Genomic DNA, 13353 nt, shown 5'->3' with positions numbered 1-13353 from the left:
GAAACATCTGATATAACCTGCAAAAGACACTTCTTTATGAAGTGTCTTTTTGTGTATATGAACTTAATTACCATTTTCCGTACAGTATCTTGCAATTTACGATGGATATACTAACTGTGAAAATCTATGTCAAGATAAAAGAAGGGGACAGTTAGTATGAAACAAACTTCTATAAATCCGTTACTAATTGTTCTAGGTACAATCATTATTCAAATTGGCCTTGGAACAATTTATACATGGAGTTTATTTAATCAACCCCTTGTAAGTAAGTTTGGATGGAATCTTAATTCAGTAGCGATAACTTTCTCTATAACAAGTTTTTCTTTATCATTCTCAACTTTATTTGCAGCAAAATTGCAGAAAAAATTAGGACTTCGGAAACTTATTGCTACTGCAGGAATTGTTTTAGGACTCGGCTTAATACTTAGTTCACAAGTTTCTTCCTTACCACTATTATATTTATTAGCTGGTGTTGTTGTTGGTTATGCGGATGGAACAGCTTATATTACATCACTATCTAATTTAATTAAATGGTTTCCAAATCGGAAAGGGCTTATTTCAGGTATATCTGTATCAGCGTATGGAATGGGCAGCTTAATCTTTAGATATATAAACGGAAATCTTATCAATAACCTTGGTGTATCACAAGCATTCTTATATTGGGGTATTATCGTGTTACTTTTAGTGTTAATCGGATCGTTCTTCTTACGTGAGGCAATTGTAAGTAATGCTGTAACTGAAACATTGCACAATGACTATACTCCGCGTGAAATGATGCGAACGAAACAAGTATATCTGCTATTTTTTATGTTATTCACCTCGTGTATGGGTGGTTTGTATTTAATCAGTATGGTAAAAGATATCGGTGTACAACTCGTTGGCCTTAGCGCAGCAACCGCTGCAAACGCCGTTGCTATGATTGCAATTTTTAATACAGTAGGTAGAATTATTCTTGGGACGTTATCAGATAAAATCGGCCGAATGAAAATTGTCTCTGCAACGTTTATTATTATAGGATTGTCAGTCTTTACTTTAAGTTTTATTCCGCTAAATTACGGAATCTATTTTGCTTGTGTAGCAAGTGTCGCCTTTTGCTTCGGCGGTAATATAACTATATTCCCAGCTATTGTCGGAGATTTCTTTGGATTAAAAAACCATAGTACAAATTACGGGATTGTCTACCAAGGTTTCGGATTTGGTGCGCTTGCAGGATCATTTATTGGAGCGATACTCGGGGGATTTCAACCAACTTTCATTATAATCGGTGTTTTAAGTGTTATTTCCTTCATTATTTCAATATTAATCCGCCCACCAAATGTAGAAAAGAAAAAGGAACTAAAACATTTACATCGGAAAGTAGCTTAATTTTAAAAAGAGTCCTCATGTTAGGGCTCTTTTTTATTCCATTAACTTTGCTTCTTTACGAACTTATTAAAGACAGGACAATTTCATTATAAAATTGAATAGATAAGTAAAAAGGAGCGTGACACTTAAAATGAAAATAGTACAGCAGTGGGTACAAGAAGATAGTGATTACATAAGAGAGAAAGTAATTGAATACAATCAAAAATATCTTGCAGATGAAGAAAAAACACCTTCAGAAAAGGTTAGTTTCATAGTAAGAAATGAAAAAGAAGAAATAGTAGGTGGGGTAACAGCAATAACTTTTTGGCACCATGTACACGTTGACTTTCTATGGGTTTCTGAAGAATATAGGCATGAAGGTTACGGAAGCAAGTTAATAAAGCTTATTGAAGAATTTGCAATTGAAAAAGGGTGTAGGTTAATTAATTTAGATACTTTTAGTTTCCAAGCACCTGATTTTTATAAGAAACATGGATATAAAGTAATTGGAGTAAGTGAAGATCATCCGAAAGGACATAATCATTATTATTTAGAAAAACGGTTAAAAAGTATATAGAATTTGTTAACGTTAGTATTTGAAATACAAATGCAATAAGGGCGAGGTTATTATTAATTTCAGTATTAATTGAATCAATTTTTATACTAAAACTGCAAGAACGTACTTTGGATAATCTTCCTAAGGTACGTTCTTTTTTTATATCAGTAGCCTATTCTTATTAACTCCAACAATAGCGGTAAAGGCAAGACTTAACTAACTTATATATATTAAAAGGAGTTAATGGTAGAATGAATAGAAGGCAGAAAATTCCTTTTATTTAAAATAGAGGAGGTATATATGAAAAAAGTTAATGTTACATACGCGATTTTGTACGATAAAACTAATGAAAAGATCTTAATGGTAAAAAACAAAGGGGAAAATGGTTCTTATTATACATTACCAGGTGGCGCAGTTAAACTAGGAGAAACATTAGAAGAAGCAGTAATTCGAGAAGTAAAAGAAGAAACAGGGTTACATATAAACGTAAACGGGATTTGTTCTATCAGTGAAGCCTTTTTCGAGGAAAGAGATCATCATGCAATTTTCTTTAATTTTCTAGGCGAAATAATCGGCGGGGAGACATATATATCAAGGCCAAAAGAAATTGAAGAGATTACTTGGATGGAATTACATATAGCAGCACCGTATTTACGCATACCAGAACATTTACTATATTTATTACAAAAGAAAGAAACAGTACCTTATTTTTTTAACGGAACAATCGTTCATCAATCTTCATAAAAATATTATTTCATGTAAGGCGGGGGAAACATGGAGTTTATCGTTAATCACAAACAATTCACTCAAGCACTTTCAGAAGTCAACAAAGCAATATCAACAAAATCTTTAATTCCTATATTATCTGGTATAAAAATAACTGCAGATCAATCTGGAATTACTTTAATTGCAAGTAACTCAAATATTTTTATTGAAAAATTCATTCCTGTTTCAATTGAAGACGAAAAGATTGCAACTATTTTAAAGGTAGGAACTATTGTTGTACCTGCAAAGTATTTCATTGAAATAATAAAGAAAATGCCAAGTGATATAGCAATAAAAAGTAAGAATGAGCAAATTATTAAGATACAATCAGAAGAAATCACATTAAGTTTAAATGGATTTCCTGCAGATGAGTTTCCGAATGTACCGCTTATAGACAATCATGCAGAAATCAAGGTAGAAACAGAGCAATTGATTGAAGTATTTAAACAAACAGTCTTTGCGGTAGCAAAAAATGAGTCTAGACCTGTTCTTACTGGGGTGCATATAGAGTTATCTAATAATAAGTTAATTTGCGCTGCAACTGACTCATATAGACTAGCGATACGCGAAACATTACTTTCCTCAGATGTAAAAGCAAATTGTATTGTACCAAGCGCAACCATTAGTGAACTTCTAAAATTAATGAACAGCAATTCGGAATTCGTATATATCTACCTTTCAGAGAGTCATATTATATTTACGATCGGAACAACTACATTATATTCAAGACTAATTGAAGGGAAATATCCTAATATTTCTAACCTTATTCCAAATGATTTTAAAACGATTATTAACGTAGATAGAAAAAAGATATTACAAGGTGTAGACCGATCAAGTTTATTAGCAAGTGAATGGGCTAATAACAATGTTAACTTAGAAATCATAAACGAATCCACAATTAAAATTTCTTCAAACGCTTCTCAAATTGGGAAAATATCTGAAACGCAACAAATAGATGCGATTCAAGGTGAAAAACAATTAAATATATCTTTCGATGGGCGTTTTATGGTTGATGCTTTAAGAGCAATAAAAGAAGAAACGATTACTTTAAGTTTTGGAGGTTCTATGAGACCGATATTGATTGAAGCAGGAGAGCAATCTGCAGCAGTACATCTTATATCGCCAGTAAGAGCTTATTAGGAATAGAGAAAGGGATTTCATTATGTGCAAGCAGACTGTTGTTTTATGAAATCATAAATTAATACATTATAAGAATGATGTATTAGTAAAGCAAACAGTTTACTAATTCCTACATAATATAATTCATAGACAAAGCAGAAATGGTAATCTGAAATACAAAGCAAAATAATAATAACCTGAATATAAAAGCCATAGATTAATAGATATGGGGTGAGTACGATGAAGAAAATAATTGTTTTACTCATGGGTATAGTTTTAATTATTTTTGCTTTTTATCAATACAACAAAAAAGACTATGCAGCTAAAAGTACTAACTTGTATGTAGAAAACTTTAAAGGGGAAAATGATTCAATAAAAATACAATCTGCTATTAATAAAGCAGAGTCTAGTAAAATTAAAACTGTATTGCTTGATGATAAAAAGTATAAAATTACGTCACCAATCATTGTTAAAAAAGGTGTGAAATTATTATTTGGTTACGGATCCCAATTTGTAGTTGAGGGAAACTTTAGAGTTTTAGAACTAGAGAAAAACGCATCCATTGAAGGAGCGTATATAGCTATTGACGATCCTAAATTTAACTCTGAAGTTATTTATTTAGACGGTAAAAATAAATATTATAACACTTGGAACAAAGCACAAATAAAAGATATAAATATTATCAATTGGACGGAAACGAATAAAGGTACCGGAATTTCTTTATACTCTGCTGGAAAAGAAAATGAAATTTCGTTTGTTAACTTCGAAAATATTAAAGTTGTAGGAATGGAAACTGGACTGAAATTAGTAGCGAAAAAACCGAGCACCGGACAAGCTTGGATAAATGCCAATCGTTTTATGAACTTTTCTTTAGAAGACTGTGTAAATATGATTTATATGGATAGTCAAGTAACTACGCCAAATGAAATTAGTGGGAATCAATTTACAAACCTTCAAATACAGCCTTCAAATAAAACAAAAAGCATTATACAGGTAAGTGGTCAACATAATGAATTTCATGGGATGGTGTGGGATTTAAATAAAATAAAACATGAAAACGAACTCATTGAACTGACTGATAAGAGTATGAATACAGTGGTTGAAATGTCCAGTGTACCAGCAAATAGAGTATTAGATAGTGGGAGATCCAATATAGTGAAATAAGTTTAAATACAGAAAAAAGAGCGAATTCTTTATAAGAGGATTCGCTCTTTTTATATTTTAAAATTAAATTTCCTTCCACCAAGCGGATAAAGGATAGTCTGTAGATTTTAACGTAATAGATTCGCCAATTTGTGGCGTTGTAATTTTAACTCCTAAACGGTTAGCTTCTTTCGTAACACGTTCTATCGGGTCACTCCATTCATGTAATGCTAACGTAAAAGCACCCCAATGAATCGGAAGAAGTAATTCTCCTTTAACATCAATATGAGCTTGTACCGTTTCTTCAGGCAACATATGAATAGCAGACCACCTCGGATCATATTGCCCGCATTCCATTAATGTAAGATCGAATGGACCGTATTTATCACCAATTTCCTTAAAGTGAGGGGCATAACCGCTATCACCACTAAAGAAAATTTTAGTCTCTTGACCAAGAATAAGCCATGAACACCATAATGAACGATCTCTATCTGTCATACCACGTCCAGAGAAATGCCTTGCAGGCGCACATACTAACTTAATATTATCAAACGTAATTTCGTCCCACCAATTATGCTCACTAATTTTACTAGGTGAAACACCCCATTTAATAAGATATTGTGCAACTCCAGTTGGAACATAAAAGTGTTTTGCGCGATTTTTTAACTGCATAATACTTTTGTAATTCAAATGATCATAGTGATTATGAGAAATGATAATCGCATCAATTTCTTGAAGGTCATCACGTTCTAAAGAAAAAGCACCACTATAACGCTTACTATTAAACAAGGGAAATGGGGAAGAGGCATCTCCAAACATCGGGTCTAATAACAGTTTTTTACCTTCTATTTTCAAAAGAGAAGCAGAATGGCCAAACCATGTAACACTCTCTAACGCTTCATTATCTTTATTTGATAAAACAACAGGCAAATCCTTTATAGGACGCAGCTTTGATTTTATTTTAAAGTAATCCGTCATTAAACTTATAATATCTTTCGGTTTAAAACTCATATCAGTATGAATTTGATTTGTATATTTCTTATTCATTCGTTCTCCTTTTTACGATTAACAATTTACGTATGTTGTTATTGTAGCTATTTGTAGTTTAAACTATATTATTTTACCTTTCATCTAAAATGCCTTGTATTTCATAAATCCGTCAAATTCATTATTTGTATCTATAAAGTACAAATCGCATAGCAGCAGCTAAGACAAATATTAAGTACATGTAAATTGTTTTTATTTAGTAAATTCCTTCTTATACGCAACAAAGAACGTATGTTTCATTGTATGTTATAGAAGAAAATATGTCTCTAATAAAAGAAAGGAAGGAGAGGATGTAAGTGCACATAGAGCGAAAAAAGAAATCAAAATGTAAACTATCAAAATCTGAAATCATGCATTTGTATACTGAAGGGAAGAGCACCTCAGAAATCGCTATGCTTGCTAATGTGTCTGCAAGGTATATTCGTATGGTTTTATCAGACAATAACGTACCAAGGCGCGCTATAGGGAGTTGGAAGAGAAAGTATGACATAAAAGAAAATTATTTTAAAACTTGGTCAAATAATATGGCTTATATTTTAGGATTTATAGCAGCTGACGGCGTTATACAAAAAGAAAATCAATGCGTCAGTATATCACAAAAAGAAAGTTATATTTTAGAAGATATAAAAAAAGAACTAAAAACAAATCAGCCGCTATACCAAAACAAAAAAACAGGTGTATATATGCTAAATATTAATAGCAAAACAATAAAAGACGACCTTATGAACATGCACGGAATTATGCCATGTAAATCATTTAACATCGAATTTCCTTTTGTACCAGAAGAATATTTGCATCACTTTGTTCGTGGGTATTTTGATGGGGATGGTTACGTCAAGTATGAAACGTATACAGTAAGCTTTGTAGGAGGATCATATAGCTTTATGAATTCTTTAAATCAGGTACTACAAAATCACAATTTACCAGCCGATTTACTAAATCAAAATAAACATTATCGCGTCATTTTAACCGGGAGAAAATCAATACAACTATTTTCAAATTGGATTTATAAAGACAAAGATATTTATTTGCATAGAAAATATGAAGAATTTCAGAAAGAAAGTCTAAGTCTAGATCAATTAAAAGATCGAAACCTAAAAAGAACCCAATCTGCTGTTAAGCAGAGAAAACAAAATTTCCTTAAGGAATATATGAAAAATAAATGTATCGCTAAAACTTGTTCCATTTTAGAAATAAAGGAACCAACTTTTAAAAGTTGGTTAAAAAATGATAATCAATTTAAAAAAGACTATGAAAGAATTCATTCATTATAAAAATACAAAAAACCTTAGTATATCTATGCTAAGGTTTTTAATTTGAGATTATTAGAGGATACTTATTTTCGTTTATAGAAGTTAGTAAATACATAAATCTTACAATGAATTTACTAGTAAGGGAGGGGTTATGAAGTGTTTACTAATAATATTCCGGAGAATATATTACATACAGCTTATGAAGCTAAAATGATTTTCTCTGGAGATAATTCGCCATCTATAAAAATAAAAGGAACGAAACTTCAATATTTACTTGTAATGCTTCATCTTGGATCAGTAAAGATTTAGTCTTATTGTTTAATGAAAACGATAAATCTTTAAAAGAATACTTTGCCAGCAGCAGATACTCAAAAGAAATTACTTATGAAGAGTTTTTTATCTGGTGGTATCACTTTTTCTATACAAAAGTAACTGAAGAATTAATAAAACAAGGTGTAATTATAACAAGCACAAAAAAAATCAAACGTACATAATCCATCAATAACTTTAAATTAAAGTGCTAATACACTTTTACAAATGTAGCAGCTAAATCGATAAATAATTATTAGTAAATAGAGGATAATCTGAAATCAAAACCTAACATTAAGAAAATGAAATGTTTAAAGGGGAGAAGAGCCTTGCAAAAGAAATTTATCAATCCAGAAACGATGCCACCAACTTTTGGATACTCGCATGTAGTCGAAGTTACAAACGCTAAACGAACAATTTACATATCTGGACAAGTAGCGATTAACACTGACGGTCAAATAGTTGGAATTGACGATTTAGCTACACAAACGCGACAAGTATTCGAAAATATTAAAAGTGCATTGGAAACTTCGGAATTAAAATTTAATGATGTAGTCAAATTAACATTTTTCTTAACAGATATTTCTCAAATGGCCATTGTGAGAAATATTCGAGATCAATACATTGACACTAATAATCCACCAGCAAGTTCAGCTGTAGAAGTTAGAAAGTTAATTAACGATAACTTATTAATTGAAATCGAAGCAATCGCTGTAGCAAACTAGTTATAAAAAAATATTCGTCATCATAATACAATTCGTTTAAAATGAACAGATTAAACGAATTGTATTTTTATTATTTAAAATCTAATTTATATCCGAAAATATTATTATCAATAGCTAATAAAGCGAATAAATACATAACCAATCACACATTACTAATTCGGTGGAAAAGGGGATCATAATAAACACAACTAAAACTTAGTAAGTTTATTACTTTTTTACAGTTAACATAATATATATTATAGGCAGTTATAGAAACAAAGCAATACCAGGTATCAAAACCCAAGTAAACTATACTTAATGAGACGAAACAGAGATTTTTAGTGAGATTCACATGAAATCTTATCTAAACAAATTTCTTCAGTTTTTATCGTTTTTATTTGTTATAAATTCATCACAGCAAATCTTAATCAATAATCACTTAAGATTTAACGAATTAAAAACATTTTTGATTGGTAAGAAATTTTTATACAGAAAAATTATTTCTATACAAAATATAAATTATTAATTTTATTTTATGTTTTACTTAATGAATTTATTGCTATTTGCACATGTTTTACAACTTTACATTATTTGTTGTTATTTCTGTTATTTAGGCTTGACTTTCATTACACTCATTGTTTTTTATTCTAGTTAACATAACGCTTATTTTTAACATAAAAAAATCCTCCTCACCTTCAGGAAGATTTTTTGTTTGCTATTATTTTATTTATATCCTCTAGTAACAATCCCAATTGTAAATGACATTGGAAAAATCTAGATTTAACAAATCTTCCTTACGTATAAAGAAATTAGCAACGCCAGAATCTCCCCACATAATATTTAATGAATCGTCTGTATCGATTTGCAGTAATAATATATCATGTTGTTGGTATTTTTCTTCCCATTCTCTCGGATCTGTCTGTGTGAAAAATGGATAACCACCAATTTTATGTCCTTGATCTTTACATAAATCATCATACAGTTCGCCTAATTCTGTATTATTTTCTTCATCAACAATTTCTTCCCAATCAATTTTATCACTAAAAATCATTTCAAATCGATAATCTCTTGGTGTTACTGGCTGATATGCCAACTCAAACTTTAGTTTTGCTGCTTCGGGTATGATGAAATTCTCTAAATCTAAAGTGTTTAAATAACTAAAATCAGTAATTACCTTATTTAAATCTTCTATAATTGTAGAATGATAAATAATTCGAAAGTCTTTTTGGATTGTTGGATGATCAAAATCTGCTCCATAAAGCTCATCATCAGCACTTACGAAAAACTGTAACATTCCCTTTTGAGGCATATATTCAACATGCGGAATTTCTTCAAAGTTTAACTGCGCAAGTAGCATCATAGGTTGTCCATTTGAGTCTTTAGGATGCTCTTGATCTATAGGTAAATACGGATATCCACCAAATTTACTTTCAAAAAGCGTTGTCTCTGCTTGCGTTCCAGACACTTTAATATACGGTTTCACACTTTCTTCTAAAATACTACGATACTGTTCTAGTTCTTTCGGAATTTGAAGTTGATACGTATTCTTCACTACATTTGCCTCCCTTTAGTAATGAATTGAAAATGCCTAACTTAATTATATAGTAAGCGATAGCTTAATTGAAAATCGTTAAAAATCCATTTTCACCCTCATTTTTTGCGCGCTTGGCGGACAAAGTAAATTATGCTCTAAAACCTTTTTATTAATAGTTCGAATTAATTCCGCTGCTTCTGTAGTATTTGTATTTTCTTTTAGTCTTTCTTTTAAATCGTCAATTTCTTTTGAAAGCTCAATCCACCTAGGCAAAACATGATTATTTGCTAAAGTTCTATAAAGTTGCTTTTCAGGATTGTAAGAAAGATCGTTATCGAGATTAAGAGGTTTACCTTTACCAGGTAAATTATTAAATGACCCTTTCTTTTCTGCCTCTTTAACGATAGAACTAATATGATCCTCATACGTATAGGACCAAACTTTTTCATCTTTTACTAAAATCTCTTGCTTTTTTAGTTTTTTATCTAGTTCTTCTTGATTCATAGCTTTTCTCTCCTTTTTATTTTTAGTGTCGTTTTTGTAAATTCCAATGCCCTTAATCCTTCGAATAGCTTTTCTCGCCACCACACGCTATCATGATCGCCTTGAAACTCTTCATAAGTAATGTGGTATTTCTTTTCTTTTAAAGCTTTATACAGACGTCTATTAGCCGTTAAAAGAGGTCTGTTTTCAAGTTCTCCTACTGCTATGTAAGAATAGAGATGAGTCGCATTAGAATCTATTGATTAAATTTGATTTTCAATCCAAGGAATATCGTTTTCAAAAGTTAGTTCTTCTAGCTGATTAACATGATCTACAGCAATACATGGCGGTATTCCATTTTCGTAAATTAAATAATTGAGTGTTTTTGCGATTGAAGATTACTTAATGCATGGATTTTTATTAAAGACAATGAAATGTTCTTGAAGATGTGAAGTTTAAGAATAATTATGAGGTAGATCAAGATGTTTTGCCCTTGCTGCAATGTGGCAGTAAGGATATTTAATTTTGATAGAATAATATAAGAGCCTTGCTACACTTTTGTAATAAGACTCTTTAAATGAGTTATTTACTAGAATAAGTATCTATTGCTTGAATAGAAAGTTCCAACGATTTTATTCTTCTTTCTAAAAGCGTTCTTTGAGGACTCCCAAGCTTCGACTTAACGTAAATCTTTTCAATTGATGGAAGCAAACCAATCAGAACATTACGAGCTTCTGCTAAATCTTCCTGAGTATAATGATGAGTTTCTTGCTTCCAAACACTTTCTAACATAGCTAAGCCGATACTAGCTGCTTTGAGTCTTTTTTTCACTAAAGTAGTATTTGATCCTTTGTGAGTCATCTGTGATAAGGCATTTTCAAGTTTACTAATTGTTGACTGTAAAGATTTTATTGATTCTACTTTATCTATATTTGATACGTTTTTCATGTTAATGTTATCCCTTCTACGTTGCTAACTTGTTTTGTTTAATGTTTAATGAAATCCTTAAAAGCTTGATTTCACTCGAAATATTTTAACATAAATAACTAACTGTATTCGAGTTGGACAATAACTTAAAGTAAAACAGCTATTCCTCTCTCCTCCCCTGCATCATTCTATTATATGTACTTCTTTCTTCTCATTAGAATTCCTATATAAACTAGTTGTTAATATTGAATGTTTTATGAACAAAAAAACGTACAAGTAATGTAACCTGTACGTTTTCGCTTTTATTCAGTAAGGTAATAAAGTAATAGCTTTCTGGTCTTCTCATAACTTATGAAATCTCTATACAAAATGGGATAATTCACAATTTCTGTTTCTAGAAAACGATATTGCGGAAACCACTCGAAAAACGATTTTCTTAACCACTTTATTTGTTGAAACGTAATGTTCTGTTCGTTTCCATTTAGTACAGAATTTAAAGTAGCTGCTGTATGCATCCAATAATGATTAAAATCAGCGTTTATACAGTCATCTTCGGTAAATTTACTTTTTAAGTCTCGCTGCAATTTTGCTGTAGCACGATAAGGAAACGGTTTATGAAGTGGAATATGCATTTTCTGCAATTCCTTAAAAATAATTTGTTTTCCTAACTTCAACTTTCTCCTCCTTTATTTCTCTAGCCAATTTAATAAGTTTTCATAATGATATTGAGCATCGATATACCCAAGATTATATAAATTAACGAGCTTTTCCTTATTTCTTTCTATTCCGCTTATAGGAAGCTGTACACTTGGTTGAATTACATAAAAATTATCTTTTTGTTCTTCTTGATTCATATAAGATATCGTCTCGTTATAAAAACGATAATGGTCTACTAAATTCTCTGCGATTTTCGGATATTTTCTATATAGAATTTTAGCTAGACCAGAAAATTTATTTCGCTGCTTCTCGTATCCTTCTGGCTTTGTCATAATTACAACGTTCTTTTCATAACCATCAGTTTGAGCTTTTAAAACTGGTATAGGATCTATAATTCCTCCATCTAGTAATTTTCGATTATCATATTCTACAGCAGGTGCTATAAACGGCACAGAGCTGGATGCACGGATGATTTTTAAAATATCATTTCCATGTTCTGTTTTATTATAATAAACAGCTTGTCCTGATTCGCAATCAGTCGTCCCTATAACAAATTGTTCATTACAGTTTAAGAAAGTTTGAAAATCAAATGGAACAATTTTATTAGGTACTTCATCAAATAAAAAGTCCATTCCAAATAATTCACGTTTTCGAATTAAATTTCGATAAGATATATACCTGTAATCTGATACTAGCTCTGTATTTACTTTCTTATTTCTCCCTTGTTGACGCGACAAATAGGTTGCTCCCATACAGGCTCCAGCTGATACGCCGACTACATATGGAAAGAATAAGTTCTTTTCCATGAAATATTCGAGTACACCTGCAGTATATAAACCTTTCATTCCTCCGCCCTCTAATACTAAACCGATATTCTTCATTCTATATCCCTCTGCTTCTTTTTTCTTAATTTCATATTAGCATAAGATTTTAAGATGAGGTTATATAAACTAATTACAACAATAACCAGAAACTACTAAAGTAATGTGATAATATCTTTGTGAGTAACATGTTACAATATAAGTAATTCATTCCACATATATTAAAGGAGGGATTTAATATGGGTTTATTTAGCGGTATTTTAGGAAATGCATCAAATACGAGTTCTGAAAGTGTAGAACGTGATTTAGAGAAGATTATGCTAGACGATGAAAAAGTAGAGCATGCTTATAAATTAATTCGTGATCTAATCGTATTTACAAATCATCGTCTTATATTAGTAGATAAACAAGGAGTAACTGGCAAAAAAACAGAATACCATTCTATTCCTTATAAAAGTATTACACAATATAGCATCGAAACGGCTGGGCATTTTGATTTAGATGCAGAACTTAAAATTTGGGTGTCTAGTATGGAGGAACCAATTACGAAAGAATTTAAAGGTGACGATAGTATTTTAAGCATTCAAAAAGCGCTAGTAACCTTTACGACAAAGTAGTGGTTTTTGTATCTTTATTCATTTTCAAAATTACTAACCCGAGTATTTTGGAAGAACATACATTATTTTTGTAT

At 30.9% G+C, this 13353-nt stretch carries 14 protein-coding genes and 2 pseudogenes; 10 read left to right on the top strand and 6 right to left on the bottom strand.

Features of this window, described 5'->3' with window-relative positions; translation table 11 throughout:
• The first annotated feature begins 156 nt into the window (after positions 1–156).
• The 5 genes from ACK1U5_RS05080 (at position 157) to ACK1U5_RS05060 (ending at position 4948) form a co-directional block, all read left to right on the top strand.
• Positions 157–1365, top strand: a complete 1209-nt coding sequence (locus tag ACK1U5_RS05080; protein ID WP_069605337.1) for an L-lactate MFS transporter — start codon at positions 157–159, stop codon at positions 1363–1365.
• A gap of 130 nt (positions 1366–1495) precedes the next feature.
• On the top strand, positions 1496–1921 hold the full coding sequence (locus tag ACK1U5_RS05075) for a GNAT family N-acetyltransferase (RefSeq protein WP_000706906.1): 426 nt from the start codon (positions 1496–1498) through the stop codon (positions 1919–1921).
• A gap of 279 nt (positions 1922–2200) precedes the next feature.
• Complete coding sequence (locus ACK1U5_RS05070) at positions 2201–2644, top strand: NUDIX hydrolase (RefSeq protein ID WP_000757608.1); 444 nt, start codon at positions 2201–2203, stop codon at positions 2642–2644.
• Between the two features lie 30 nt (positions 2645–2674).
• Positions 2675–3805: a DNA polymerase III subunit beta gene (dnaN, locus tag ACK1U5_RS05065; RefSeq protein WP_069605476.1), complete on the top strand. Its 1131-nt coding sequence runs from the start codon at positions 2675–2677 to the stop codon at positions 3803–3805.
• A gap of 219 nt (positions 3806–4024) precedes the next feature.
• Positions 4025–4948 carry a hypothetical protein gene (locus ACK1U5_RS05060; RefSeq protein WP_069605477.1) on the top strand — a complete coding sequence of 308 codons (924 nt, stop codon included), beginning with the start codon at positions 4025–4027 and terminating at the stop codon, positions 4946–4948.
• A gap of 63 nt (positions 4949–5011) precedes the next feature.
• Here ACK1U5_RS05060 and ACK1U5_RS05055 read toward each other — a convergent pair whose 3' ends face one another.
• Complete coding sequence (locus ACK1U5_RS05055) at positions 5012–5974, bottom strand: MBL fold metallo-hydrolase (protein ID WP_001037071.1); 963 nt, start codon at positions 5972–5974, stop codon at positions 5012–5014.
• Between the two features lie 296 nt (positions 5975–6270).
• Between ACK1U5_RS05055 and ACK1U5_RS05050 the strand changes: the two genes are divergently transcribed.
• The 4 genes and pseudogenes from ACK1U5_RS05050 to ACK1U5_RS05035 all read left to right on the top strand — a co-directional run bounded on the left by ACK1U5_RS05050 (position 6271) and on the right by ACK1U5_RS05035 (position 8261).
• A complete protein-coding gene (locus ACK1U5_RS05050) occupies positions 6271–7248 on the top strand; it encodes an LAGLIDADG family homing endonuclease (protein WP_113710678.1) in 978 nt (325 codons plus the stop codon).
• A gap of 135 nt (positions 7249–7383) precedes the next feature.
• Complete coding sequence (locus ACK1U5_RS05045; RefSeq protein ID WP_002005131.1) at positions 7384–7536, top strand: hypothetical protein; 153 nt, start codon at positions 7384–7386, stop codon at positions 7534–7536.
• Positions 7521–7732: pseudogene (locus ACK1U5_RS05040) on the top strand (hypothetical protein); the annotation flags it as partial. The gene ACK1U5_RS05045 and the pseudogene ACK1U5_RS05040, both read left to right, overlap by 16 nt.
• Before the next feature lie 133 nt (positions 7733–7865).
• A complete protein-coding gene (locus tag ACK1U5_RS05035) occupies positions 7866–8261 on the top strand; it encodes a RidA family protein (protein ID WP_001169714.1) in 396 nt (131 codons plus the stop codon).
• A gap of 715 nt (positions 8262–8976) precedes the next feature.
• Here the strand turns inward: ACK1U5_RS05035 and ACK1U5_RS05030 are convergent.
• The 5 genes and pseudogenes from ACK1U5_RS05030 to ACK1U5_RS05010 form a co-directional block, all read right to left on the bottom strand.
• On the bottom strand, positions 8977–9792 hold the full coding sequence (locus ACK1U5_RS05030) for a YwqG family protein (RefSeq protein ID WP_069604930.1): 816 nt from the start codon (positions 9790–9792) through the stop codon (positions 8977–8979).
• 78 nt (positions 9793–9870) lie between these two features.
• Positions 9871–10751: pseudogene (locus ACK1U5_RS05025) on the bottom strand (DnaJ family domain-containing protein); the annotation flags it as partial.
• 88 nt (positions 10752–10839) lie between these two features.
• The gene (locus ACK1U5_RS05020) at positions 10840–11205 is read right to left on the bottom strand and encodes a hypothetical protein (RefSeq protein WP_000800298.1); all 366 of its coding nucleotides are present in this window, start codon (positions 11203–11205) and stop codon (positions 10840–10842) included.
• Positions 11206–11486: 281 nt separating this feature from the next.
• Complete coding sequence (locus ACK1U5_RS05015) at positions 11487–11858, bottom strand: YxiJ-like family protein (RefSeq protein WP_000765913.1); 372 nt, start codon at positions 11856–11858, stop codon at positions 11487–11489.
• Between the two features lie 12 nt (positions 11859–11870).
• Positions 11871–12722 carry a patatin-like phospholipase family protein gene (locus ACK1U5_RS05010; RefSeq protein ID WP_000789291.1) on the bottom strand — a complete coding sequence of 284 codons (852 nt, stop codon included), beginning with the start codon at positions 12720–12722 and terminating at the stop codon, positions 11871–11873.
• Between the two features lie 179 nt (positions 12723–12901).
• Between ACK1U5_RS05010 and ACK1U5_RS05005 the strand changes: the two genes are divergently transcribed.
• Entirely contained in the window at positions 12902–13279 is a 378-nt protein-coding gene (locus ACK1U5_RS05005; protein ID WP_069604929.1) for a PH domain-containing protein, read from the top strand.
• The last annotated feature ends 74 nt before the right edge of the window (positions 13280–13353 follow it).

It is taken from the genome of Bacillus sp. XB1 (genome assembly GCF_053557995.1).
This window is presented reverse-complemented; position numbering and strand designations above follow the sequence as displayed.